The following is a 26,192-nucleotide window of genomic DNA, read 5'->3' as shown; positions in this document are numbered from 1 at the left end:
ATGCGCAAGGTAAATGGATTTACCACCCTGACCGTCAGCCTGTTGCTGGTGTCCATTCTGGTCGCCGTGTCCGCCTTTATCGGCAAGGTGCTGGTGTCGGACAAGCGCATCGCGCTCAACGAAATCGAATACCGGGTGGCCTTTGCCGCCGCCGAGAAGGGCATTGCCGAGGCTATCGCCGAGCTGAAGGTCGATTCGGCTGCCACGGCCGTTTCCGGCAGTGTGGCAAGCTCCTCGGCCCAGGCTACCTATAACGTGACCATGGCGGCCAACGGCGCTACCCCGGGGGTGACGGACATCGTCTCCACCGCCACCATGGACAATGGCGCCCAAACCCGTATCAGCGTGCAGGTAGCCGAGAGCAGTGTGCTCAACCCAAACAACTCCGGACCGGCAGCTCCTCTGATTATTAGCGGCACGACGCCCTTGAACGGTAATATAACCATAGTGGCCAACCCCAATGGCAGTGGCAAGGGCGTGCCGGTTTCAGTGTGGAGTAAAAACGCAGTGAATATCAGCGGTAGCGCTTTAACCTGCGGCCTGGACGAATATACCAATGGCGGCTGCACTACCAATAATGCCTACAGTTATAAGCAAGGAGCCAGTACGGTTATAAACTCCGATATTGTCGCCAATGATCCTGGTTTTCCCAGCGATATGTTCGACTATGTATTCGGTGAGCCGGATTCTGCCGGTGCCTGGAAGAATATTAATGCCAAGGCTACCGCAATTATCAGCAGTTGCACGGATCCGCAACTGACCGGTGGCGCCGGATTCTTTATTATCGAAGGTGCAGCGAGCTGTGCTTTTGATTCGATAGGCTCCGCCAGCGCACCCGTCATCCTTCTAGTCAAGGACAGCAGCGTAGTGATGAATGCGAACAGCAAGTTTTACGGACTGCTTTTCTCTTATGACTCAAACCCCAGTGATGCCAGCAGTTACAATATCAAGGTTAACGGCGGTGCCGAGTTTTACGGCAGCCTGCTAGCAAATCACGATAGTGTTACTCTGGCCAATGGTAATTTCGGCTTCATCTACAGTGAAGACATTATTTGTGATTTCAGCGGTTGCGACAGCAGCAGCCTGGGAAGCGGCAGCAGTAATCCTTTTATATCACTTGGGGTGATTCCCGGCAGCTGGAAAGACTGGTAGCAGGAGGCAGGATGAAAAGGCAAGCAGGGTTCGGGCTGGTCGAGGTGGTGATTGCCTTTATCGTGGTGGCGGTGACGGCGGGTTCGTTGCTGCAGCTGAACAAGGTCTATTTGGAATACAGCCGGGACGGTCGCAGCCGGGAGGTAGCCCTGCGCTTGGCCGAATCCAAGTTGGACGAGCTCAGGCACTTTAATGACAAACTGGGCTACCAAAATATCTCCGGTGGATCACAAACGACAGTATCAAATGGAGTGACTTACAATCTTGGCTGGACCGTGACCGACTATGGCTGGGATACAATCAATACCAAGTGGACCACGCCGTTACCCTCCGGGACGACCTCGGGCAAGAAAGAAGTCGCGGTGACTGTTGACTGGAGTGATAACGGTGAGCCCCAAAGCTTTACTTTGTCCTCGGTGGTCTCACCTCAGCAGCTGTACAGTGGCCTTTCTGGGGGCGGCGGTGGTGGCGCGCTCAACTTTGGGCTGGGTCTCGGCGGGCCAAAAGTAGCCCACTCACCGGGCACGATACCCAATGTTATTCCCATTAGCCTGGGCGATGGCCTGACCCAGGAAACCAGCCGCCCCTTGCCCAAACTTGCCCAACAAGGAGGCTCAGACAGTCTCAGGGTGGCCTTCAAAACCAATGCCTATGACAACGGCAGCAAGACATCCCAGGTACAGGACATTACAACGGTTTCCTGTAACTGCAAGTTAGACGATGCGACCAGCGCCAGCTTGCCATCACAAAGAATAGCCCTGGGGGGGCTGTCCTACTGGACTCTTGGCGGAACCGCTGTCAAGTCGACTGGCAAACCGAAGAGCAGTCAGGATCCGCTGTGCGTTCGTTGTTGTAAGAATCATTTTGATGGCGATCTCAATGAGTTCGGTCATTGGTATGATGTAATTAAGCGAAGCAATACTCCCCCCCATGGTCACTATAAAGATGGAGTTTCTCTAGCGACACTGAAAAATACTGAGTATCTGGAAGCCTGCCGGATGGTACGTATTAATGGTTTCTATGAAATGGCCAATGACTGGAATCTGGTGGCGTTTAATATTTTTGATGCCAGCATCTTTGCCGATAGCGCAGTATTGTCGGCCTATCAAAGTTATGTCAAGGAAGTTGTCACGGATTATATTCGTGGTCAGGTTAAAGCCGGGAGCAACTACACTAATCAGACCTATTCTACCCCTGTCTCTTTTTCAACTTACCTTACATCTAAGGGCATAGCGCCCCTGTCTACCGATATGTTGTTGGTTGCGCCAGGTCCGGATCAGCTGATAGCCAGGGGAATCTATGTGGATATTGTATCACCGGAATATCGCCAGTATCTGAAGGATGAAGTCATGGGGGGGAACCCTGACGCCACGCCCGAAAATCTACTGAAATTTGTCCCTTTTTATGATGTTAACCTGACCCTGTTGGCGAATTGGACTAGTAATGACAGCAGTAATACCAGTGTGACCAACGAGCCAGTGCAGACCATAGTGGACAGTAGCCAGCAATACTATGGTACCTATAGTCGAGGGTTGATTAATGCCCTCAAGGAAGGGTCTTTGGCTACCATTACCGCCACCATCCGGCGCAGTAACAGCGGGATCACCTCTTTCAAGCCCTTGTCTACCGATGAAATAACAGACGTCAAAAGTTCTTCACTGAATGTCTCAGTACAAGTTCTTACAGGAAAGGTCAGTATAACCGGGCAGATAAAGTGCATCACCTATGAGACAGTTGGTACTATAGTGACTGAACAGGCATGCGACGATACTCAGTTAAGCCTGGTACAGGTAAGCTTTACCCAGGCAGGTATTTCTTCCATCAGTTGTTCATCTACCCAGGTGACCGGGCAGGGAGCCAATAAAGGCAATCTGTCGGTTTCCTATAACTGTTACGCGAACAATGGACCTACAGCCACGCTGACGGCTACTGCTCCTGCCGGTTATGAGCTGATCCTTCCAGGCACGCCTTGGTCCGTGTCGACCAACATCAGCCAAGGGAAGAAAGCCATTGAGGGTGGCTGTCTGCTGGCTGTGATCAACAGAGCAGGAACAGGCAAGAGTCTGCCGGGCTCTTGTAACTGATTCAAATGCACAGGGGCCTGACAAGGCCCCTGTCTTTCTTTACTATGCAACTATTATCATCTTGCAACGAATCTACCCATGTCTGAACACCTGACCTTGACCCTGGCGCTGGCCCAGTTAAATCTGACCGTCGGCGCCATCGAAGCCAATACCCAGGCGATGCTTGCCGCCGCCCGTGACGCCGAACAGCAGGGCGCCGAACTGGTGCTGTTTCCCGAGCTGGCGGTGACCGGCTACCCGCCGGAAGATCTGCTGTTTCGCAACGATCTGCACCTACGGGTCGAGGCCGCGCTTGCGCAACTGGCCGCGGCCAGCACAACAACCGCCCTGGTGGTCGGCCACCCCTGGCGCCAGGACGGCAGACTCTATAATGCCGCTTCCTTCTTCTATCAGGGCAAGCTGGCCGGTCGCTACTTCAAGCAGTTGCTGCCCAACTACGGGGTATTCGACGAGAAACGCTATTTCAGCGCCGGAACCGAATCATGTGTGATTGATTTTAAAGGACACAAGCTGGGCCTGCTGATCTGCGAAGATGTGTGGGAGGCCGGTCCGGCCGCCGCCGCCAAGGCGGCCGGGGCCGAGCTGTTGCTCAGCCTCAATGCCTCGCCTTATCACAGGGGCAAGGCCTGGATCCGCGAAAGCCTGCTGGCACAACGCAGCCGCGACAATGCCCTGCCGCTGGTGTACCTCAATCAGGTGGGGGGCCAGGATGAGCTGGTGTTCGACGGTCGCTCCAAGGTCTTCAATGCCGAAGGAGAGCTGACCCAGAACCTGACGGCCTTCGCCCCCGAGCTGGCGCTGGTGCGCGTCAAGCACAAGGCGCCGGTCGAGGCCGGGATCAATGACAGCCTCGAGCCGCTGGCGGAGATCTACCAGGCACTGGTGCTGGCCACCCGTGACTATGTCAACAAGAATGGTTTCAATGGTGCCGTGCTGGGTCTGTCCGGGGGGATCGACTCGGCCCTGACCCTGGCCATCGCCGTCGATGCTCTGGGGGCCGATAAGGTGCAAGCGGTGATGATGCCGTTCCGCTATACCGCCTCCATCAGCGTGGAAGACGCAGAAGAAGAGGCGAAGCACCTGGGGGTGGAGTTCGACATCGTCTCCATCGAGCCCATGTTCGACGCCTTTATGAGCCAGTTGGACCCCCTGTTTGCCGGCACCGAAAAAGACACCACCGAAGAAAACCTGCAGGCCCGGGCCCGCGGCGTGCTCTTGATGGCCATCTCTAACAAGCGTCGCCGGTTGGTGTTGACCACCGGCAACAAGAGCGAAGTGGCGGTCGGCTATTGCACCCTTTACGGAGACATGGTGGGCGGCTTCGCACCCATCAAGGATGTGCCCAAGACGCTGGTGTTTGCCTTGTCGGAATACCGCAATACTTTGGGTTATGTGATCCCCCAGCGGGTGATCGACAGGCCGCCCTCAGCCGAGCTGGCCCCGGATCAGCTCGACCAGGACAGCCTGCCCCCGTATGATGTGCTGGACGCCATCCTCGAAGGCTATGTGGAGCAGGACAAATCCCTGGCCGAGCTGCTCGCCGAGGGGTTTGACGAAGCCGACGTACGCCGGGTGATCAAGCTGGTAGATATCAATGAATACAAACGCCGCCAGGGGGCGGTCGGGCCGCGTATCACGCCGCGTAACTTCGGCAAGGACAGACGCTATCCCATCACCTCGGGCTTTGGCAAAGTGAACTGGTAAGGAGAAACCATGAAAAAGATCGAAGCCATTATCAAGCCCTTCAAGCTGGACGACGTGCGTGAAGCCCTGGCCGAGCGCGGCATCACCGGCATGACGGTGTCCGAAGTCAAGGGGTTTGGCCGCCAGAAAGGCCATACCGAACTCTATCGCGGCGCCGAGTACATGGTCGACTTCCTGCCCAAGGTCAAACTGGAACTGGTGGTACAGGACGACCTGGTCGAAGCCTGTATCGAAGCCATCGAAACCACGGCCCGCACCGGCAAGATAGGTGACGGAAAAATCTTTGTATTTGATGTAGGCCAGGTGATCCGCATTCGCACCGGCGAGCAAAACGAAGAAGCCGTTTAAGAGCAGGGATAAGTGATCGGGGATTGGGGGCTGGCCAGTCCCCAATCCCTGTTTTCCATATTCCCCCGGCATTATATTCCCTGATTTACCTTGGCCCTTGGGGTTTTCTTTGTCACAATCTCTGTGAAATATTAATAGAGGAATAAGTTATGCCACTGCTGGACAGTTTTACCGTCGACCATACTCGTATGGAGGCCCCGGCGGTGCGGGTGGCCAAAACCATGGCGACCCCCCATCAAGACACCATTACCGTGTTTGATCTGCGCTTTTGCCTGCCCAATAAGGAAATCCTGTCGGAAAAGGGTATCCATACCCTGGAGCACCTGTTCGCCGGCTTCATGCGCAATCACCTCAATGGCAATGGGGTGGAGATCATCGATATTTCGCCCATGGGATGCCGGACCGGTTTTTACATGAGCCTGGTGGGCGCGCCCGACGAACAGCGGGTCGCGGATGCCTGGCTGGCGGCGATGGAGGATGTGCTGAAGGTGGAAAATCAGTCACAGATCCCCGAGCTGAACGAATACCAGTGCGGGACCCATGTGATGCATTCCCTGGATGAGGCCAAGGCCATAGCCCGCAACATCATAGAGCGGGGCGTGGGTATCAACAGCAACGAGGCACTGCAACTGCCGGAAGAGATGCTCAAGTCTCTGTAATCTCCCGGCCTCCCCGAGGCCTGGATGCCTGCCTGGACGAGCACTGGTTCAGGCAGGCGAGGGGTCACTATGTGCTCTTTTCTCTACCTAATATACTTCCCTTATCACAGTGCTCAAATGGACCACTTTCTATGTCAGAAAACCAAGACCCCTTCCTCCAGCGCGAGGCCGATAAATACGAAAACCCCATCCCCAGCCGGGAGTTCATTCTGGAGCATCTCAAGGGCCGCAATTCCCCGGCCAACCGGGATGAGCTGTTTGCCGAGCTGGAGCTGGACGGCGAAGAGCAGGCCGAAGCCCTGCGCCGCCGGCTGCGCGCCATGGAGCGTGACGGCCAGCTGGTGTTCACCCGCAACAAATGCTACGCCCTGCCCGACAAGCTGAACCTGATCAAGGGCTATGTCATCGGTCATCGGGAAGGATTCGGCTTCCTGCGCCAGGAAGACGGCGGTGACGACCTGTTTCTGGCCCAGCGGGAAATGGATGCTTTGATGCACGGTGACTATGTATTGGTTCAGCCGCTGCGTTTCGACAGCCGAGGCCGGCAGGAAGCCCGAGTGGTGCGCATCCTCAAGTCGCGGGACCTGGATGTGGTTGGCCGCTATTTCGTGGAAAACGGGGTCAGCTATGTGGTGCCCGACGACAGCCGCATTCCCCAGGATATTCTAATTCCCCAGGGAGAAACCATGGGCGCGCGCATGGGCCAGGTGGTGGTGATCACCATAACCCAGCGACCCACCAAGCGCATGACAGGGATCGGCAAGGTTATCGAGGTGCTGGGCGAGACCATGGATCCGGGCATGGAGATCGAAATTGCCCTGCGTACCCACGGCATTCCCCATGTGTGGCCGGAAGAGGTCAAGCAGGAAGTGGCCAAGCTCAGCGAAGAGGTGCCGGAAGAAGCCAAAAAGGGCCGCAAGGATCTGCGCAAATTGCCGTTGGTGACCATAGACGGCGAAGACGCCCGCGACTTTGACGATGCGGTTTACTGCCAGGCCAAGCGCTCCGGCGGCTGGCGACTGTGGGTGGCCATCGCCGACGTGTCTTCATATGTGCGGCCGGGCACGGCGCTGGATGGCGAAGCCCATCAGCGTGGCAACTCGGTGTATTTCCCCGAGCAGGTCATTCCCATGCTGCCCGAGGTGCTGTCCAACGGCCTCTGCTCGCTCAACCCCCAGGTAGACCGGCTATGCATGGTGGCGGAGATGACCATCTCCGCCAGCGGCAAGCTGTCCGGGTTCAGCTTCTACGAAGCGGTGATGAACTCCCATGCCCGCCTGACCTATAACAAGGTGGCGGCGATCCTGGAAGGGGATGAAACCCTGCGTGAACGCTACCAGCCGCTGGTACCGCACCTGGAAGAGCTGAACAAGATGTATCAGGCGCTCAAGAGTGCCCGTCATCAGCGCGGTGCGGTGGAATTCGAAAGCGAGGAAACCCGCTTTGTATTCAATCCTCAGCGCAAGATCGAGCGGATAGTGCCGCTGGTGCGTAACGATGCCCACAAGATCATCGAGGAGTGCATGATCCTGGCCAACGTCGCTGCGGCCCGTTTTATCGAGAAGCAGGATGCCCATGCCTTGTTCCGGGTGCACGACAAGCCGAGTGAAGAAAAGCTGGTGGGCTTCCGCAGCTTCCTGGGCGAGCTGGGCCTGGAGCTGAAGGGCGGCCTGGAGCCGGCCCCGGCGGATTATGCGCTGTTGGCCGAGCAGATTAAGGACAGGCCCGATGCCGAGCTGATCCAGACCATGTTGCTGCGCTCCATGAAGCAGGCGGTCTATCAGGCCGACAACATGGGGCATTTCGGCCTGGCGCTGAAATCCTACGCCCACTTTACCTCGCCGATCCGTCGTTATCCGGATCTGGTGTTGCATCGGGCCATCAAGTATCAGCTGGCCAGGGAATACGGCCAGCCGGGACAGAAATGGACCGCCACCGGTGGCTTTAACTATCAGTATGACGAGGTGGCGCCCCTGGGTGAACACTGCTCCATGACCGAACGCCGTGCCGATGACGCTACCCGTGATGTGGCCGACTGGCTGAAGTGCGAGTATATGCTCGATCATGTGGGCAGCGAGTTCGGTGGCACCATCGCCAACGTCACCGGCTTCGGCTTCTTTGTGCGGCTGGACGACATCCATATCGACGGCCTGGTGCATATCTCCAGCCTGCAGAACGACTATTACCAGTTTGATCCGGCCCGCCAGCTGCTGATCGGCGAAAACTTCCGCCGCCGTTACCGCCTGGGCGACAAGGTGCGGGTCAAGGTGATGGCGGTCAACCTGGATGATCGCAAGATCGACTTCGAGATGGTGGAAGCGCCGCTGCCGGCAAGTGCCAAGACCGGCAAGGGAGCGAAAAACCTCAAGTCCCGGCAGCGAGCCAAGCCCACAAGCGGCGACAAGCCCGCGGCAAAAGCGGACAAGGGGGAAAAACCCAAGTCCCGTGGCGGCAGAAAGCGCCGCTGATCAAGTCAGGGATTGGAGACTTGGCATTGGGGATTAGCCCCGGCCCGGTCCCCAGTCCCGTTTCCCTAATCCCCGAGACAATGCAATGAGTACTGAACTGATTTTCGGCATCCATGCCCTGGATGCCCTGCTGGAAACCCACCCGGAGCAGGTGCTGGAGGTGTGGATCCTCAAGGGGCGCGAAGACGAGCGCCTCAACAAGCTGCAGGCGCGTCTGCTGACGGTCGGCGTCAAGGCCCAGCCATCGAGCCGTCAGGCGTTGGATGCCAAGGCCAGTGGCGGCCAGCACCAGGGAGTGGTGGCCAGGGTCAAGGCACAGCCTGTCCTGAACGAGGCGGATTTGGATGCCCTGCTCACCGACCAGGCCAGCCCGCTGCTGCTGGTACTGGATGGCGTGACCGATCCCCATAACCTGGGCGCCTGCCTGCGTACCGCCGATGCCGCCGGGGTACAGGGGGTGATAGTGCCGAAGGACAAGTCCGCCGGGCTGGGGCCTGTGGTGCGCAAGGTGGCCTGCGGCGCCGCCGAAAGCGTGCCCCTGTTTCAGGTCACCAACCTGGCCCGTACCCTGCGCGCCCTGCAGGACAAGGGCATCTGGGTGCTGGGCACTGCAGGAGAGGCGGATCAGCACCTGTATCAAGCCAAATTGGAAGGCCCCCTGGCGCTGGTGATGGGCGCGGAAGGCAAGGGCATGCGCCGCCTGACCCGGGAGCATTGCGACCAGCTGGTCAGTATTCCCATGGCGGGCTCAGTGTCCAGCCTGAATGTGTCGGTCGCCACCGGGGTCTGCCTGTTTGAGATCGTCCGCCAGCGGTTGCGGGGGTAGTACCCGGACCTGCGGTGTGGTGAAACGGACACCTTGTATGTATGTGCGTCAATCCCATAGATGAGTGCTATTTCATGAACTGGCAAATTTGTCCTTTTGAACAGTTAACCTGCGAACAGCTGTACCGGCTGCTGGCCCTGCGCTGCCAAATTTTCGTGGTGGAGCAGGATTGTGCCTACCAGGATCTTGATGGCCTGGATATGCTGCCTGACGTGCTCCATATCATGGCCTGGGAACAGGGGGCATTGCAGGCCGCGGGGCGTATTCTCGGGCCAGGGATACAGACCGCCGAGCAGGTGTGGATCGGCCGGCTGGTCGTGGTGCCGGAGGCGCGCGGACAGGGCCTGGCCCGGATGTTGATGCAGCAGGCCATCGAGGCCGCGACCACGCACTGGCCGGGCTACCCGCTGCGCCTGAGTGGCCAGGTGTATATTCGCGACTTTTATCGCTCACTCGGGTTTGTGCCGGTTAGTGACGAATACCTGGAAGACGGTATACCCCATCAGGATATGGAGCTGATGTGCAGCGCGTAAGGGCGCGGATGCCCGCCGACGGTCAGTTGCTGGCGATCGTGTTGTTGGTGGTCGGCAATCTGATGATCTCGTTCGGTGATGTGTTGGTCAAGTTACTCGGCCAGGCCCAGTTCAATCCTTATCAGTATGTGGCCCTGCGCTTTATGATTACCAGCGCCCTGCTGTTGCCCTTCTGGCTGGGGCTGCCTGTCGAACGTAAAGGACTCGGACAGTGGAAAGTTCACCTGCTTCGTGGACACTTGCTGCTGATGGGCTCGGTAGGCGTGTTTGTCAGCCTCTATTACCTGCCCCTGGCCACCGCCAATGCGGTATTTTACGCGGCCCCGCTAATGACACTGCCGTTGGCCGCCCTGTGGAGTAAGGAGCAGGTACGGGGCATGGCCTATGCTGTCAGCATACTGGGGTTTATCGGCATCCTGGTGGTATTGAACCCGGCCCAGTGGCACTGGGCCGGTTGGCTTGCGCTGCTGACTGCGTTTTCCATGGCGGCCAGCAATGTACTGGTCCGCCGGTTGCCGAGGGGGCGCTCCGTGCTGGCGACCCTGTTCCTGACGCAGCTGCTGGCGATACCGGTTAGTCTGACACTGGCATTGCCCGACTGGCAGCCGCTCAGTGGTGAGGTCTGGTTGCTGTTGCTGGGGGCCACCCTGATCGGCATCATCTATCAGGGAGTGTGCATACTGGCCTATTCCATGGCCGATGCCAGCAAGATTGCTGCCAGTGAATATTCCGGGCTGATCTTCGTGACCCTGATGGGGATGCTGTTGTTTGCCGAATTCCCGGCGTGGAATGTATACGCCGGGGCCCTGCTGGTGATCGGCGCCATCGCCCTGCAACGCAGGCTGCGTTAACGCAAAGCCAGAGGCTTCAGCTGTAAGCGGTCAGCTAAGCCGTAAGAAAAACACTGTGTCCGGTCGCCGGCGGATCAGGCAACGCGAGACCTTCAAGCCATGTGGAGTACCTGCAGACAAACCTTCGTCTGTCGATTCGCGCCGGCTAAGGCGGCGCCTACAAGAGCCGATTTGCGCCGCATCAACGGGCGACTACAGAACCCGAAAACAATCCTGCAAGCGACTCGGCTGCTTATCGCTGTCAGCTTGCCGCTTAACGCTTTCTTTTGGGGCGGTTATCCCTTACACTACGCGACCTTAAAATCAGTCAAAAAACCAAACGTTCCTTGCCTCCGCTGGTGTGACTGAGCCCGCGCAGAGGCTATAACCCGTAAGGAGCAATCCATGCGTCATTACGAAATCGTATTTATGGTTCACCCTGATCAGAGTGAACAGGTTCCCGGTATGATCGAGCGCTACACCGGCGCCATCACCACTTCCGGTGGTCAGATCCACCGCCTGGAAGACTGGGGCCGCCGTCAGCTGGCTTACCCGATCAACAAACTGCACAAGGCTCACTATGTTCTGATGAACGTAGAAGCCGACCAGGCTGTTATCGATGAGCTGGAAACCAACTTCCGCTTCAACGATGCCGTGCTTCGTAACATGATCATGCGCACCAAGCAGGCTTACACCGAAGCTTCTGAAATGGCCAAGGCCAAGGACGAGCGTCAACCACGGCGTGACGATGCTCGCGCTGAAGCTGCTGAGTAATTCACGAGAAGTTGAGGAGATAGATCATGGCACGTTATTTTCGTCGTCGTAAGTTCTGCCGTTTCACCGCTGACGGTGTAACCGAAATTGATTACAAAGATGTAGCTACCCTGAAGAACTACATCACCGAGTCCGGTAAAATTGTACCGAGCCGCATCACCGGCACCCGCGCTAAATATCAGCGTCAGCTGGCCCGTGCGATCAAACGCGCTCGTTACCTGGCCCTGCTGCCTTACACCGATCTGCACAAGTAAGCAGCGGCCTAACTCGTTCACTTAAAGAGGAAAGGTAATGCAAGTTATTCTGCTTGATAAAATCGCCAAACTGGGTGGCCTGGGCGACCAGGTAACCGTTAAATCCGGTTATGCCCGTAACTTTCTGCTGCCCCAGGGCAAAGCCGTACTGGCCACCAAAGACAACGTAGCGGCTTTCGAAGCCCGCCGCGCTGAACTGGAAGCCAAGCTGGCCGACCAGCTGGCTGCCGCCCAGGCTCGTGCCGACCAACTGTCCGGCCTGGAAAACGTGGTTATCGCTTCCAAGTCTGGCGATGAAGGCAAGTTGTTTGGTTCTATCGGTGCCCGTGACGTGGCTGATGCCATCACCGCTGCCGGTGTTGACGTGACCAAGAGCGAAGTTCGTCTGTATGACGGCGTACTGCGTAACGTAGGCGAGTACGAAGTGGGTGTGCAGCTGCACGCCGACGTTAAAGCGACCGTTAAAATCCAGGTCGTTGCCGCCTAAGTTCGGCTGCTGATTGAAAAAACCCGCGCTTGTCGCGGGTTTTTTATTGCCTGCAATAAGGCTACAGTGGAGTGAAAGACAAGCGGAGAGCGAAGCATGGCAGACTGGATAGCAGGACGGGTCAAGGCGCGCAGGCAATGGTCGGAGAATCTGTTTTCGCTGGTGGTGGATGCCCAGGTAGACAGCTTCCTGGCCGGCCAGTTCACCAAGCTGGCGTTGATCACCGAAGATAAAAAGGTATCCCGTGCCTATTCCTATGTGAATGCTCCGGGCCAGGATTGCGAATTCTATCTGGTCACTATCCCCGAAGGTAAGTTAACGCCTTACCTGGCTCGTTTGCAGGTGGGCGATGAAGTGCTGGTGCAACGTCAGGCCGCCGGTTTCCTGACCCTGGGTGAGGTTCCCCCGGGACGGGATCTGTGGATGATTGCCACCGGTACGGGGATCGGGCCTTTTGTCTCTATGCTCACCGAAGGTAGCTGCTGGCAGCAATTTGAGCGAGTCCTGCTGGTGCATGGGGTTCGCTTTGCCAATGAGCTGTGTTACCGGGAGCAGATCGCGGCCGTGACCCGGGACAGGCCCGGTTTTGACTATCTGCCGTTTGTCACCCGGGAGCAGTTTGAGGGGGCCGGGCAAGGCCGTATTACCCATGCCATCAAGGACGGCAGCCTGGAAGCCAGAGCTGGGGTATCATTTTCGGCCGAGCACAGCAGGGTCATGCTCTGTGGCAACCCGCAGATGGTGCATGACACCATCACCGAACTCAAGGCCAAGGGGTTAACCAAGCATCTGCGCCGCAAGCCGGGGCAGATCCTGATGGAAAATTATTGGTAAGTCAGGGGTTCGGGACTGGGGAATAGGGATGTGAGGGGGTAATCTCCAATCCCGAGGTTTAACGGGTTAACACCATCATCAGGCTTAAAAAGCCCGCCAGGCCCCAGCCCAGGCCGATAATCCAGTAAAACACCCGGGCCCCCTGTTTGATGGGGATCTGGTTATACAGCAGAAACAGGTACCACAGCAGGGCCGGGATCAGGGGGAGTAAAAACAGTCGGGTCATAATGGGTGCCTTGTTAGGATGCGTGTTTCACCGTGCTGTTAACCCTCAGCACTGTATCAATACTGGATAGTCTAGCCAATATTTACTGGGGTCACTCGAAGCCAGTTGTTGGTGGCGATAACGGTTCGGGCTTATGATCGGTATCAGGCGCCGGTCGGCATTGGGCTCGACCGGGCCGGGTGGTATGCTGCCGTGATGGCAGCTGGCAATTAGCCGTCAACAGAACAAGGAGTCAGTATGAAACAGCTGGTTATTCAGGCCTTCGGCGATGCCGACCAATTGGTGCAGGTCGAGTCGGCCTCTGTTCCCCTGCAGCCAGGACAAATTCGGGTCAGGATGCATTATGCCGGGGTTAATCCCATCGACGCCAAGACCCGGGCCGGCCTGGGGTGGGGGGCGCAGGCCATCAAGGATCGACTGCCCTGGTCTCCCGGGTTCGAGCTGATGGGCGTTGTCTGTGAGGTAGGTCCGGAAGTGACCCGGTACCAGCTGGGCGACCGTCTGTTCGGGCTGGTCTCGGGGGGGGGCTACAGCGAAGAAGTTGTGGTGGATGAACATGAGCTGCTGCCGGTACCTTCCTCTGTACTCGATGAGATGGCCGCCGGCCTGTCCCTGGCTGGCCTGACTGCCTGGCAGGGACTAACCGAGCATGGCAAGTTGCAGGCCGGCGAGCGGGTGCTGATCCCAGCCGCCGCCGGCGGTGTGGGCCACCTGGCGGTTCAGATGGCCAAGAACCTGGGAGCGACCGTGGTGGCGCTGGGCTCGATCGGCAATCATGCGTTTCTGAATTCCCTGGGCGCGGATGAAGTCATCGATTATCGGGATGAGGCCCGGATGGCGACGATGGCCCCGGTGGATTTGCTGCTGGATCTGGTCGGGGGCAGCTCCGGTATCTCCCAGCTGTCGCATGTGAAGCCGGGTGGCCGGGTGGTGACGGTGCCGACCATTACCGCCGACGAGGTGATAGCCGCGGCCCAGCAGCAGGGACTGACGGCGACCGGCATGCTCAAGCGCAATGACAATGAACAACTGGCGTTCCTGATGCAGGAACTGGCCGAAGACAAGTTCTGGGTCGAATTCAGCCAGATCTATCCCCTGGCCGAAGGAAACCTTGCCCACCGGCAGATTGAAAGTGGTCATACTCGAGGCAAACTGCTGTTGATGCCCTGAGCAGAGGCCCGGCTTGCGCCGGGCCGGCTCGTCCGGTTACCCTGTTTTTCATTGGTTTTCGTCAAGGATATGCCATGAAGTTCTGGTCCCTGTTATTACTCTTGTTCCCCTTGTGGGTTTCTGCCGCGCCTGTGTTGGTACAGGAGGTTGAGCGGGGCCATGATGAGCTGGTGATCCCTTATCAGATGTATCGCCTCGACAACGGTCTGACCTTGATCCTCAACCGGGACGAGTCGGATCCCCTGGTACATGTGGAAATCACCTATCATGTGGGCTCGGCCCGGGAGGAACCGGGAAAAACCGGCTTTGCCCATTTCTTCGAGCACATGATGTTTCAGGGGTCCAGGCATGTAGCCGATCAGCAACATTTCCGGCTGATTAACGAAGCCGGTGGCTCGATGAACGGTACCACCAACCAGGACAGGACCAATTATTTCCAGACGGTGCCGGCCAATCATCTGGAGAAAGTGCTCTGGTTGGAAGCCGATCGAATGGGTTTTTTGCTGGATGCGGTGAGTCAGAAAAAATTCGAGATCCAGCGAGATACGGTAAAAAACGAGCGTGCCCAGCGGTTGGATAACCAGCCTTATGGTCTGGTCGGTGAACGCATGGGGGAGCTGCTCTATCACCGGGAGCATCCCTATAGCTGGCAGCCGATCGGCTATGTGGAAGATCTCGACCGGGTTGATGTGAATGACCTCAAGGCCTTCTTCCTGCGTTGGTATGGCCCCAACAACGCCACCCTGGTTATCTCGGGCAGTTTTGATCCCGAACAGACGCTGGCCTGGGTCGACAAGTATTTCGGATCCATTCCCGCCGGCCCCGAGGTCATTGATGCCGAACCGGCGCCGGCCAGGCTGGAGTCAAGCCGTTACCAGACCCTGGTCGATTCCCGCATCCGCCTGCCCCTGGTTTATATGTCCTATCCGACTGTCTATCTGGGGCATCAGGATGAAGCCGCCCTGGATGTGCTGGCCAATGTATTGGGGGGCGGCAAAGGCTCGTTGTTGCACCAGCAATTGGTCGAAACCGGCAAGGCCGTCAGCACCGGAGCCAGCCACTATTGCTCCGAGCTGGCCTGTACCTTCACCCTCTGGGCCTATAGCAACCCCTCCAGAGAGGGTGACCTGGCGCCTTTGGTAGCGGAAATGGATGCGATTATCGAAGGGATCGCCGAACGGGGCATAGCGGTTGATGACGTCAATAAAGCGGTGAACGTGCTGAGATCCGAGCTTATCTTCGGCCTGGACAGTGTTGAAGGCAAGGCGCGGCAGTTGTCGCTGGGGCAGGTATTAAAAGACGATCCCCTGTATGTTATCAATGCCTGGCGGGCCACGGCCGAGGTCCATCCCGAACAGGTGATGAACAAATATCGGCAATATCTGCTGAACAAACCCAGGGCTGTGCTCAGCGTGGTTCCCGAGGGCAAGACGGAGTGGGCGGCGGCCACCCCCAATTATCCGATTCCTGACCGGACGTTGCCGGCCATCGCCCATGTCGACAAGCTCCCCCTGCGCGAGGTAAACGATGACTTCGATCGCAGCAAGATGCCACCGATTGGCCCACCGGTGCAGGCTAAGGTGCCGCCCCTGTGGCTGGACAGCCTGGATAACAATATCCAGCTGTTGGGCACCGTAAACAATGAAATCCCGGCGGTCTCCATCATACTGGCCTTCCCCGGGGGACAAAGGGCAGAGCCGGAGGGGGCCTATGGCCTGGCCAACCTGACTGCTGCCATGATGAATCAGGGCACGGAGCGGTTGAGCTCGGGTGAATTCAGTGAAGCCCTGGAGCGACTGGGTTCGAGCATCAGCGTGCGTACCGGTTTTTATACCAACCTGATCGAAGTCAACAGCCTGACCGATACCCTGCCGCAGACGCTGGCCCTGGTGGAGGAGCTGTTGTTTAACCCGGGGTTCAGGGAGCAGGACTTTGAACAGCTCAAGGCCAGGCAGCTTGAAGGCATGGCCCAGAGCCAGCATCAGCCCTCCTGGCTGGCGCGGCATGGCTTCAGGCAGTTGGCCTATGGCGCCGATACCCGTATGGGATTGCCCGACGACGGCCTGATGGAGCAGGTACAGGACCTGACCCTGGCGCAGGTACGTGACTATTATCGGCGCTTCTATAACCCGGCCAACGGTCATGGCATAGTGGTCGGTGCCCTGGAGCAACAGCAAGCGAGACAGGCGCTGCAGTTCCTGACCCGCTGGCAGGGGGAGCCGGCCAGTCTGCCACCGGTCGAGGTGTCTCCGCAGCAGGCCGAGCCGGGGATCTATATCGTGGATGTGCCCGGCGCCGTACAATCAGTGTTGCGGGTGGGACGACGAGCCCTGCCGCTGGATGCGACCGGCCCCTTCTTCCGCGCCAATCTGATGAACTTTAATCTGGGCGGAAATTTCAACAGCCGCATCAATCAGAATCTGCGGGAAGACAAGGGCTTTACCTACGGCGCAAACTCGTTCTTTACCGGCAACCGGGATGCGGGGGTCTTTGTGGTGGCAACCGATGTGCGGGCCGACGCCACCGTTTCGGCGATAGAGAATATTCTGGATGAGTTGTCCCGCTTCAGGGAAGAGGGGCCAACCCCGGAAGAGCTGGCCTACCTGCGCAGCACCTTTTCCCAGCAGGACGCCCTGTCCTATGAAAGCCTGGGCAAGAAAGCCGGTTTTCTGCTGCAGTTGGCCATGCTGGAGCTGGCGCCCGACTACCTGAGCGAGCAACAGAAAATTGTCTCCGAGGTGGATGCGGCGGCCTTGACCCAGTTGGCGCGAGAATGGCTGGACAGTAAAGAATTGGTGATTTTAGTGGTAGGCGACAAGGCGAAGCTTGAAAAATCGCTGGCGAGGCTTCATCTTCCCATACACGATTTAAACATTGAGTTAAGGGGCCCGGTGGGCCCTGGCCTGCAGGCCATACAGAGCGAACGCCCATGACCCAAAAGAAACCATCTCTGGCTGCCCGTGTGCAGGCACTCCAAAGCCCACAGCGGCTGCCCGCCATCAAAGGTATTCGCCGCGGCATAGAGCGGGAATGTTTGCGCATTACCCCCGAGGGCCATTTGGCACAAACCGATCACCCCCGGGTGCTGGGCTCGGCTCTGACCAATGCCAATATCACCACGGATTTTGCCGAACCCCTGATGGAATTTATCACCCCGGTTTCGGACTCGGTCGATATCTTGTTGTCCCAGTTGACCGACATTCACCGCTACGTGATGCAACATCTGGACGGTGAGCAGCTCTGGCCCCTGAGCATGCCCTGTTTCCTCAAGGCCGATGAGCAGATACGCCTGGCCCAATACGGCAGTTCCAATGTCGGTCGGATGAAAACCCTGTATCGTCAGGGGCTTCACCACAGGTACGGTAGCCAGATGCAGGTGATTGCCGGGGTGCACTTTAACTTTTCCATGCCGGACAGCTTCTGGAGCGAGTGGCATGCCCTGGAAGGAAACGGTGGCTGTCTGCAGGATTTTGTGTCCGAGGCTTACTTGGGGCTGATCCGCAACGTTTATCGTTATGGCTGGCTGATCCCCTATCTGTTTGGTGCCTCGCCGGCCCTGTGCGGCTCCTTCCTCGAGGGCAAGCAGCATCACCTGCCTTTCGAGCGGCTGGGTGAAGGGACCCTGTACCTGCCCTATGCCACTTCGCTGCGATTATCGGATCTGGGCTATACCAATAATGCCCAGGCTGATCTGAATATTTCCCTGAATTCCTTGGATGCTTACGTTTCGTCATTACAGCGTGCCATCGGCACCCACGCGCCCGAGTTTGCCAAGATCGGTGTCAAGGTGGACGGAGAATATCGCCAGCTAAACGACAATGTGCTGCAAATCGAGAATGAGCTCTATGCTCCTATCCGCCCCAAACGCACCACGGAAAGCGGTGAAAAGCCCTCCGAGGCCCTGGCTTCCCGGGGCGTGGAATATATCGAAGTGCGCTCCGTCGATGTCAATCCCTTCTCCGCCGTGGGGATCGACAAGTCGCAGATACGTTTCCTCGACAGCTTCCTGCTGTGGTGTCTGTTAACACCGTCGGGCCCCCTGGAGGAAGAGGAAATCGCCCTCAACCGCCGCAACTTCACCAAGGTGGTGCTGGAAGGGCGACGGCCCGGCCTGGAGTTGGAAGTCATGGGCGGCGAGCCACTCACCCTGGCGGCGCTGGGCGAGCGCTATTTTGCCGAACTGGGCGATGTCGCCGGCCTGCTCGATGCCTGCTGTGGCCAGGGTTGCTACGGCGAGGCCCACCGGCAGCAATTGGCGGCCCTGCGCGATCCGTCGAAAACCCTGTCCGCCCGGGTACTGGCCCGCCTGCAGCAAGACAGCCTGGATATTCAGCCCTTCGGCCTGGCCCTGGCCAGGGAGTACCGGGAACAGCTGGAGCAGGCCAAGCCAGGCTATTGGGGAGATGTCTATTTCGATGAGGAGAGCGTTCGCTCCCTGGCGCGGCAGCGCAAGCTGGAAATGTCGGATGCCATTTCCTTCGATGATTACCTGACAGCCTATTTCGGTACTCAGGCGGGCTAACCAGTCCCTTTGGGCAATGTGAAAAAATCCGCCGATTCCGGCGGATTTTTTTATGGAGCGGAGTCGAGGCCTGCTGGCGGCTTAGCTGTTGGGAAAGTTGGCCCTCAGCACGGCCTTGGCGTTATTGGCCATCTCGGTCAGCCCCAGGGTGCTGTAGGCTTCGGCCATGATTTCCAGCGCCGGCTTCATCATCTCGGTATCAGGATAGGTCTGTACCACATATTTGGCTCGGTTGGCGGCGGCCAGCCAGGCCCCCCGCTTGATATAATACTGGGCTACCGTTAGGTCATGCTTGGCCAGACGGTTTTTCAGCCCAATCATACGGGCCTGGGCGTCGGCGGCATAGACACTGTCCGGGTATTGGCGTAGTAACTGGCGGAAATCGGCAAAGGCCTGACGAGCGTAGGCGGGATCCCGATCGGCCCGGTCGATGTTGAACAGGTTCTGGATGAAATTATAGTCGGCGGACATGTTGGTCAGGCCGCGCATATAATAGGCGTAATCCACGCTTGGATGGTTGGGATTAAGGCGGATGAAGCGATCTATGTTGGCCAGGGCCCGGGCGGTGTCGTCCAGTTTATAATAGGCATAGATCAGGTCCAGCTGTACCTGATTGGAGTAGGGGCCGAAGGGATAACGCGAGTCCATGGCTTCCAGCAGCTCGGCGGCCCTGAAAAAGTTGCCTGACTGCAAGCGTTTCTGAGCATCCTGATACAGCACCTCGGGCGGCTCGTCCGGCACCAGGTCCTTCTTGGTGGAGGAACAGCCGGTGACGACCAGGGCGAATGCCAGGGTCAGGGTGAGCATTACGCTTCTTTGTTTAGCCATTGATTGGGTCCATTTTTTGCGAGTTGGAAACGGAGTAAGCGGAAACTGATTAAGCTCAGCGCAAAGAACCGCTAGAATAACCAATTAAACTTCATTTGGTAACCAGTGGTCTCCATGAGCCAGCAAATCACACTGAACGGCGTCGTTGCCGATCATCAATATGGTCAACGTTTGGATCAGGCGTTGGCGGAAATGTTCCCCGATTATTCCCGCACCCGGATAAAAACCTGGATCCAGCAGGATCAGGTCAGCCTGGATGGGCGAATCGCCAACAAGCCCAGGGAAAAGGTAGTGGCAGGACAGCAGGTGCTGGTGCAAACCGAGCTGGAAGACGAGGTGCGCTTCGAGCCGGAGGCCATGGATCTGAATATTGTCTATGAAGACGAGCATATCCTGGTGATCAACAAGCCGGCCGGTCTGGTGGTGCATCCCGGTGCCGGTACCCCGGACGGCACCCTGCTCAACGCCCTGCTGCACCATTGTCCGGATATAGCCGAGGTTCCCCGGGCGGGCATAGTCCACCGTTTGGATAAAGACACCACCGGACTGATGGTGGTTGCCAAGACGGTACCCGCCCAGACCCATCTGGTCAGTGCCCTGCAGGCACGCCATATCACCCGGGAGTACGAGGCCGTGGCCATCGGTCATATGACTGCCGGCGGTACCGTCGATGCCAATATCGGGCGACATCCAACCCAGCGGATCCAGATGGCTGTGGTGGCTGCGGGCAAACCGGCGGTGACCCATTATCGGGTGATGGAAAAATTCCGGGCCCATACCCGGTTGCGGCTGCGCCTGGAAACCGGCCGTACCCACCAGATCCGGGTGCATATGGCACACCTGAAGCACCCGCTGGTAGGGGACCCCGTCTACGGCGGCCGGCTCAAGCCGCCGCGCAGTGCCAGCCCGGAGCTGTTGGAATTTCTGCGTGGTTTCAAACGCCAGGCCCTGCATGCGGTGATGCTGCGCCTGGAGCATCCGATCACCGGCGAGATGATGGAATGGCACGCCCCCGTGCCGGACGACATGATTGAACTGGTCAGGCTGTTAAGGGCCGATACCGCCGCCAATCCGGATGAACTGGTATGGATGTGATTCTCCCTGACTGGCCTGCACCGGCCTCTGTCTGTGCGGTACAAACCAGCCGCACAGGTGGAGTCAGCCAGGCGCCGTTCAACAGCCTGAACCTGGGCATCCATGTGGGCGACAGGCCAGGTGACGTGGCGATTAACCGTGAACGTCTGGGGGCCTATCTGAACTTGCCGGCCGAGCCCGTGTGGCTTAACCAGGTACATGGTACCCGGGTGCTGACCCTGCCTCACAGCGGTGAGCAGGCAACCGCCGATGCGGTCGTCAGTCGGACGCCTGGCCAGGTCGGTGTGGTGATGACCGCCGACTGCCTGCCGGTGTTGTTCTGTGATCAGGCCGGCACCGTGGTCGGCGCGGCGCATGCCGGCTGGCGGGGTCTGGCTGCCGGGGTGCTGGAAGCGACCCTGACGGAAATGAAGGTCGATCCCGAGTCTGTACTGGCTTGGATGGGACCGGCCATCGGCCCCAAGGTATTCGAGGTGGGTAACGAGGTCAGAGAGGCCTTTGTCAGCCATTCACCACTGGCTGTTGATGCCTTTGTTATGCGGGGTGATAAATGGCTGGCGGATATCTACCACCTTGCGCGGTTACGGCTGGCCGCCGCCGGTGTGCATCATATCTATGGTGGTGAATATTGCACCTATACGGATGCAGCACGCTTTTTCTCCTATCGCAGGGACAGGGAAACCGGGCGCATGGCCAGCCTGATCTGGCTAGATTAGAAATATCTTAAGTGGGCTGGTTGAAATCTGCCCACCTAACCCCATCTTTAATATCAGTAATTCATCTTTTCCCGCCCGCCGTGGCGGTTATTGAGGAGCTCACTGATGCGCCCTGATCGTCTTACCAGTAAATTCCAGCTCGCCCTGCAAGATGCCCAGTCGATGGCCCTGGGGCGGGATCATGCCTACATAGAACCGGTTCATCTGCTGCTGGCCATGCTCAATCAGGATGGCGGCACCCTGCGGCCCTTGCTGACCATGGCGGGGATAGACGGCAATGGCCTGCGGGTAGAGTTGAATAAAGCCCTGGAGCGGATGCCCAAGGTCAGTGGCGGTGATGTGGATGTCATGCCATCCCAGAGCCTGGGACGCTTGCTCAATCAATGTGACAAGCTGGCCCAGCAGCGTAAAGACGCCTACATTTCTTCCGAACTGTTCGTGCTGGCCGCCCTGGATGACAAGGGCGAGCTGGGCGATATCCTCAAGCGGGCGGGGGCGACCAAAGAAAGGCTGAGCCAGGCCATCGAGCAGGTGCGTGGTGGCCAGCAGGTGGATGATCCCAATGCCGAAGAGAATCGCCAGGCTCTGGAAAAATACACCATAGATCTGACCGAGCGAGCCGAACAGGGCAAGCTGGATCCGGTGATCGGCCGGGATGATGAAATTCGTCGCACCATCCAGGTATTACAGCGGCGCACCAAGAACAACCCGGTGCTTATTGGTGAACCTGGGGTGGGTAAAACCGCCATTGTCGAGGGGCTGGCCCAGCGTATTATCAATGGCGAGGTACCCGAAGGGCTGAAGAACAAGCGGGTATTGTCGCTGGATATGGGCGCCCTGGTAGCCGGTGCCAAGTACCGGGGGGAGTTTGAGGAGCGGCTCAAGGCACTGCTCAACGAGCTGGCGAAGGAAGAGGGACGGGTCATCCTGTTTGTCGACGAGCTGCATACCATAGTCGGCGCCGGCAAGGCCGATGGAGCCATGGATGCGGGTAACATGTTGAAACCGGCGTTGGCCCGTGGCGAACTTCATTGCGTCGGCGCGACCACCCTCGATGAGTATCGCCAGTATGTGGAAAAAGATGCGGCCCTGGAACGTCGTTTCCAGAAGGTGCTGGTGGACGAGCCCAGTGTGGAGGATACCATCGCCATCCTGCGTGGCTTGAAGGAACGCTACGAGTTGCATCACCATGTGCAGATAACGGATCCGGCCATCGTCGCGGCGGCGACCCTGTCTTATCGTTATATCGCCGATCGCCAGCTGCCCGACAAGGCCATCGATCTGATTGATGAGGCCGCTTCCAGCATCCGCATGCAAATCGACTCCAAGCCCGAGCCCCTGGACAAACTGGAGCGGCGCATTATCCAGTTGAAGCTGGAAGAGCAGGCGCTGCAGAAGGAAAGTGATGAAGGCAGTCGCAAGCGGCTGCAGTTGATCCGCGATGAGCTGGCAGGGAAAGAGAGGGAATACGCCGAGTTGGAGGATGTCTGGAAATCGGAAAAAGCCGCGCTGGCCGGTACCCAGCATATCAAGGCTGAACTGGAGCAGGTGCGCCAGGAGCTGGAAGTGGCCCGTCGGGCCGGTGACCTGGGGCGCATGTCCGAGTTGCAGTACGGGCGCATCCCCGAGCTGGAGAAGCAGCTGGTGCAGGCGTCTGAGGCCGAAACCGAAACCCAGGAGCAGCACCTGCTGAAGAACCGGGTCACCGATGAGGAGATCGCGGACGTGCTGTCGCGCTGGACCGGTATTCCGGTGGCCCGGATGCTGGAGGGGGAAAAAGACAAACTGCTGCGGATGGAAACCTCGCTTCATGAGCAGGTTGTCGGCCAGGACGAGGCGGTGACGGCGGTGGCCAATGCCATTCGTCGCAGCCGGGCCGGCCTCTCTGATCCCAACCGTCCGGTAGGCTCCTTCCTGTTTATGGGGCCGACCGGCGTGGGCAAGACCGAGTTGTGCAAGGCGCTGGCCGATTTCCTGTTCGACAGCCGGGATGCCATGGTGCGTATCGATATGTCCGAGTTTATGGAGAAGCATGCGGTTTCCCGCCTGGTGGGCGCACCTCCCGGCTATGTGGGGTACGAAGAAGGGGGCTATCTGACCGAGGCGGTGCGGCGCAAGCCTTATTCGGTGATCCTGCTCGATGAGGTGGAGAAAGCCCATCCGGATGTGTTCAACATACTGCTGCAGGTCCTGGATGACGGCCGACTCACCGACGGCCAGGGCCGGACCGTGGATTTCCGCAATACGGTGGTGATCATGACCTCCAATATCGGCTCGGATCTTATCCAGGAACATCATGATGAGAAGGGCTATCAGGAAATGAAAACCATGCTGATGGAGGTCTTAAGCCATCAGTTCAGGCCCGAGTTTATCAACCGTATCGACGAGACGGTGGTGTTCCATCCGTTGGAAGCAGCACAGATCAAGTCCATCGCCGGTATCCAGATGAAAGAACTACTGGCCAGGCTGGAGGCCATGGGCTTCGAGGTGACGGTCACCGACTCCCTGCTGGATAAGCTGGCTCATGCCGGATTCGATCCGCTGTTTGGGGCTCGGCCGTTAAAGCGGGCTATCCAGCAGAAGGTGGAAGATCCCCTGGCTCAGGCCATACTGTCCGGTGCTATTGTCCCGGGCAAGGCACTGACCCTGGATGCGGACAGCAATGGTCTGGTGCTCAATCAGTAACAGGGCCAACAAACAAAAAAGGGAGAAGGCTGTGCCTTTTCCCTTTTTTATTTACGGCTCATCGGCTTAGAAGCTGTTTGATATCTGCAGTATTCGGCCGAAACGCACTGCTCCGCCGACACGCCGTAAACCCTATATGGACACCTCCACCGACACGCTTCAAGTACATCCATGTAACGTGGCATGTGACGGTCGGCGGAGGCAATTCCTGTTACCTCTGTCAATATTCGACGTCGCCTGAGGGCAGCCTTGTAAAGATCGTCAACAGGCCCTAACCAGGGCGACCGTCAATTCTCGGGCGAGTCAGGATCGGCCAGTAGCTCAGCACAAACAGGGCAAACGCCAGTACCCAGAACAGGGCGCTGGCATGGTAGGCCAGGGTAGTCATGCCTGGTGCCAGCATAGGTAGCAGGCTGCGCAACAGGGCCGAGAGGATGAGCAGTGCAAAGGCGATGACTATCGGCTTAGCGATTTCCAGGGGGCGTCCGGAGTGGCCGAGGGAGACCCTGGCTATCATACCCAGAATAACGGTGCCCACGGCTCCGGCGCTCAGCCAGTGGCTGGCCAGGGCAATACTGATACCCGGCTTGAACATGGCAGCGGACATGGCCAGTAGCCCCAGGGGAATAAAGCAGTAGCCCAGGTGCAGTACCCACAGCAGCGGAATATTGAAGGTAAGCTTGCTGTTCCAGCGGACCAGCCTTGTCAGCTGGGCAATGGCAGCGATCAACAGCAGGGTGCCCAGCATGCCATTAAAGAAAGGCGTACGGGGTAACGTCAGCCAGAGCAGGACACTGAGCCACAGGCTGCCCAGGCTCAGTTTTTCCAGCCAGGGCAGGGGAACGGGTTTTGATGTGTTGGTAGCATTGGCGGTAAAAAACGGGATGACCCGGCCTCCGAGTACCGCCAGCAAACCGGTCAGGGCAAGCACGGCTGTGATAAATACCCGTTCCGACAACAACCAGTTGTGGCTGACCGCAGCATAATAGCTGAGTGCGTTAAGCAGGGTGAATAGCGTCAATAGCGGCACAAAAAACAGGTTGCGCCATTGCCTGACCTGAATGATGGGCCAGGCCAGTAGCCCGGCCACCATGGGCAGCCACAGCAAATCGAGCACCATGACCAGGGTGTTGGTTTCTCCTTTTAGCGGCATCAACAGCCGTGGCAGCAGCCAGAGTGTCGCAACCAGGGCCAGAGGCCAGCTCCTTACCCCGGGCATCCCGGTCCAGTTCTGGATGGCGGTCAATAAAAAGCCGGCGACAATGGCCAGGGCAAAGCCAAAGATCATTTCATGGGCATGCCACCAGACGGGGTTGGCTATCCCTGGCAGTAGGGGCACTCCCATCAGGGTCAGGCTCCACAGCACCATGGCGAATACCGAGAACATGGCGCCCCCCAGAAAGAAAACCCTGAATCCCAGCCGGAACAGGGGCCATATCTTATTCTCTTTGTCTGCATCAAGGATTTGCATGGTGGTCGTCTTAAATGAATATTTGATATTCACATTATGTGGTGGTGTGACCAGAAAACATGGATCAGGATCAAAATAAATGGATATAAGGCTGCTTTCGAACAAATATGAAACGTATTGTTTGTTTATTGGTCGATTGGTTGCTTGTGGGCTGTTTTTCACAAAAAAGCCCTTGCGCAAAATCCGCCGGTCCCTATAATGCGCATCCACTGACACGGGGCAAGGCGCTCACGGTCACAAGGGTTGAAAACGAACGACATTAAGTTTGATTCAACGCTTGACGAACACCAAGGATTGCGTAGAATACGCAGCCCTGACCAGCGAAAGCGGTCAACGCTCTTTAACAACTTATCAAGCAAACTGTGTGGGCACTCGCAGGGTTGAGAAACAAAAAAATAGTGTTTTTCAATGACTGTCGAAGTGCACAAACACTTCAGCAATTCATTGAGTATCAAATCTTTAATTGAAGAGTTTGATCATGGCTCAGATTGAACGCTGGCGGCAGGCCTAACACATGCAAGTCGAG

The 26,192-nt window shown here is 57.8% G+C and carries 22 protein-coding genes and 1 rRNA gene; 20 read left to right on the top strand and 3 right to left on the bottom strand.

The features are described from left to right. From DCS96_RS14125 to DCS96_RS14065, 13 genes are all read left to right on the top strand, one after another. Entirely contained in the window at positions 1–1,152 is a 1,152-nt protein-coding gene (locus DCS96_RS14125; RefSeq protein WP_116475055.1) for a pilus assembly PilX N-terminal domain-containing protein, read from the top strand. Positions 1,153–1,163: 11 nt separating this feature from the next. Continuing rightward, positions 1,164–3,236 carry a prepilin-type N-terminal cleavage/methylation domain-containing protein gene (locus DCS96_RS14120; RefSeq protein WP_116475054.1) on the top strand — a complete coding sequence of 691 codons (2,073 nt, stop codon included), beginning with the start codon at positions 1,164–1,166 and terminating at the stop codon, positions 3,234–3,236. A 78-nt stretch (positions 3,237–3,314) separates the two neighbouring features. Continuing rightward, positions 3,315–4,940 (top strand): NAD+ synthase, encoded by a 1,626-nt coding sequence (locus tag DCS96_RS14115; protein WP_116475053.1) that lies wholly within the window; start codon positions 3,315–3,317, stop codon positions 4,938–4,940. A gap of 9 nt (positions 4,941–4,949) precedes the next feature. Beyond that, on the top strand, positions 4,950–5,288 hold the full coding sequence (gene glnB, locus DCS96_RS14110) for a nitrogen regulatory protein P-II (RefSeq protein ID WP_116475052.1): 339 nt from the start codon (positions 4,950–4,952) through the stop codon (positions 5,286–5,288). Between the two features lie 149 nt (positions 5,289–5,437). Then, positions 5,438–5,947 (top strand): S-ribosylhomocysteine lyase, encoded by a 510-nt coding sequence (gene luxS, locus DCS96_RS14105; RefSeq protein WP_116475051.1) that lies wholly within the window; start codon positions 5,438–5,440, stop codon positions 5,945–5,947. A 131-nt stretch (positions 5,948–6,078) separates the two neighbouring features. Next, the gene (rnr, locus tag DCS96_RS14100; protein ID WP_116475050.1) at positions 6,079–8,415 is read left to right on the top strand and encodes a ribonuclease R; all 2,337 of its coding nucleotides are present in this window, start codon (positions 6,079–6,081) and stop codon (positions 8,413–8,415) included. Between the two features lie 85 nt (positions 8,416–8,500). After that, positions 8,501–9,241, top strand: a complete 741-nt coding sequence (rlmB, locus tag DCS96_RS14095; protein ID WP_116475049.1) for a 23S rRNA (guanosine(2251)-2'-O)-methyltransferase RlmB — start codon at positions 8,501–8,503, stop codon at positions 9,239–9,241. A 74-nt stretch (positions 9,242–9,315) separates the two neighbouring features. Continuing rightward, positions 9,316–9,774, top strand: coding sequence for a GNAT family N-acetyltransferase (locus DCS96_RS14090; protein ID WP_116475256.1), 459 nt, complete (start codon positions 9,316–9,318; stop codon positions 9,772–9,774). Next, complete coding sequence (locus DCS96_RS14085) at positions 9,762–10,625, top strand: DMT family transporter (RefSeq protein ID WP_116475048.1); 864 nt, start codon at positions 9,762–9,764, stop codon at positions 10,623–10,625. The genes DCS96_RS14090 and DCS96_RS14085 overlap by 13 nt, the downstream gene beginning before the upstream one ends. A gap of 384 nt (positions 10,626–11,009) precedes the next feature. After that, positions 11,010–11,378 carry a 30S ribosomal protein S6 gene (rpsF, locus tag DCS96_RS14080; RefSeq protein ID WP_116475047.1) on the top strand — a complete coding sequence of 123 codons (369 nt, stop codon included), beginning with the start codon at positions 11,010–11,012 and terminating at the stop codon, positions 11,376–11,378. A 26-nt stretch (positions 11,379–11,404) separates the two neighbouring features. After that, positions 11,405–11,632: a 30S ribosomal protein S18 gene (gene rpsR / locus DCS96_RS14075; protein ID WP_116475046.1), complete on the top strand. Its 228-nt coding sequence runs from the start codon at positions 11,405–11,407 to the stop codon at positions 11,630–11,632. Positions 11,633–11,669: 37 nt separating this feature from the next. Continuing rightward, the gene (rplI, locus tag DCS96_RS14070; protein ID WP_116475045.1) at positions 11,670–12,119 is read left to right on the top strand and encodes a 50S ribosomal protein L9; all 450 of its coding nucleotides are present in this window, start codon (positions 11,670–11,672) and stop codon (positions 12,117–12,119) included. 96 nt (positions 12,120–12,215) lie between these two features. Beyond that, positions 12,216–12,953 carry a ferredoxin--NADP reductase gene (locus tag DCS96_RS14065; protein ID WP_116475044.1) on the top strand — a complete coding sequence of 246 codons (738 nt, stop codon included), beginning with the start codon at positions 12,216–12,218 and terminating at the stop codon, positions 12,951–12,953. A 58-nt stretch (positions 12,954–13,011) separates the two neighbouring features. Here the strand turns inward: DCS96_RS14065 and DCS96_RS18630 are convergent, their stop codons facing one another. After that, a complete protein-coding gene (locus DCS96_RS18630; protein WP_157953640.1) occupies positions 13,012–13,179 on the bottom strand; it encodes a hypothetical protein in 168 nt (55 codons plus the stop codon). Between the two features lie 237 nt (positions 13,180–13,416). Between DCS96_RS18630 and DCS96_RS14060 the strand changes: the two genes are divergently transcribed. The 3 genes from DCS96_RS14060 to gshA all read left to right on the top strand — a co-directional run bounded on the left by DCS96_RS14060 (position 13,417) and on the right by gshA (position 18,871). Further along, positions 13,417–14,349, top strand: a complete 933-nt coding sequence (locus tag DCS96_RS14060) for an NADP-dependent oxidoreductase (RefSeq protein WP_116475043.1) — start codon at positions 13,417–13,419, stop codon at positions 14,347–14,349. Between the two features lie 74 nt (positions 14,350–14,423). Then, positions 14,424–17,282: a M16 family metallopeptidase gene (locus DCS96_RS14055; protein ID WP_116475042.1), complete on the top strand. Its 2,859-nt coding sequence runs from the start codon at positions 14,424–14,426 to the stop codon at positions 17,280–17,282. Then, positions 17,279–18,871: a glutamate--cysteine ligase gene (gene gshA, locus DCS96_RS14050; RefSeq protein ID WP_116475041.1), complete on the top strand. Its 1,593-nt coding sequence runs from the start codon at positions 17,279–17,281 to the stop codon at positions 18,869–18,871. Before DCS96_RS14055 ends, gshA begins: the two co-directional genes overlap by 4 nt. Positions 18,872–18,952: 81 nt before the next feature. Here the strand turns inward: gshA and DCS96_RS14045 are convergent, their stop codons facing one another. Further along, on the bottom strand, positions 18,953–19,699 hold the full coding sequence (locus DCS96_RS14045) for an outer membrane protein assembly factor BamD (RefSeq protein WP_116475040.1): 747 nt from the start codon (positions 19,697–19,699) through the stop codon (positions 18,953–18,955). Positions 19,700–19,813: 114 nt separating this feature from the next. On the opposite strand from DCS96_RS14045, the gene rluD reads away from it, so the two are divergent. The 3 genes from rluD to clpB all read left to right on the top strand — a co-directional run bounded on the left by rluD (position 19,814) and on the right by clpB (position 24,195). After that, on the top strand, positions 19,814–20,794 hold the full coding sequence (gene rluD, locus DCS96_RS14040) for a 23S rRNA pseudouridine(1911/1915/1917) synthase RluD (protein ID WP_116475039.1): 981 nt from the start codon (positions 19,814–19,816) through the stop codon (positions 20,792–20,794). Continuing rightward, a complete protein-coding gene (gene pgeF / locus DCS96_RS14035) occupies positions 20,785–21,510 on the top strand; it encodes a peptidoglycan editing factor PgeF (protein ID WP_116475038.1) in 726 nt (241 codons plus the stop codon). Before rluD ends, pgeF begins: the two co-directional genes overlap by 10 nt. A gap of 105 nt (positions 21,511–21,615) precedes the next feature. Further along, positions 21,616–24,195 carry an ATP-dependent chaperone ClpB gene (gene clpB / locus DCS96_RS14030; protein ID WP_116475037.1) on the top strand — a complete coding sequence of 860 codons (2,580 nt, stop codon included), beginning with the start codon at positions 21,616–21,618 and terminating at the stop codon, positions 24,193–24,195. A 271-nt stretch (positions 24,196–24,466) separates the two neighbouring features. Here the strand turns inward: clpB and DCS96_RS14025 are convergent, their stop codons facing one another. Continuing rightward, positions 24,467–25,666: an NnrS family protein gene (locus tag DCS96_RS14025; RefSeq protein ID WP_116475036.1), complete on the bottom strand. Its 1,200-nt coding sequence runs from the start codon at positions 25,664–25,666 to the stop codon at positions 24,467–24,469. Between the two features lie 460 nt (positions 25,667–26,126). On the opposite strand from DCS96_RS14025, the gene DCS96_RS14020 reads away from it, so the two are divergent. Then, positions 26,127–26,192 (top strand): 16S ribosomal RNA (locus tag DCS96_RS14020); the annotation flags it as partial.

This window comes from Zobellella maritima, from assembly GCF_003075035.1.
In the GTDB taxonomy this organism is placed as follows: domain Bacteria; phylum Pseudomonadota; class Gammaproteobacteria; order Enterobacterales; family Aeromonadaceae; genus Oceanimonas; species Oceanimonas maritima.
The sequence above is the reverse complement of the archived record's forward strand: the minus strand, read 5'-3'. Positions and strand labels throughout refer to the sequence as shown.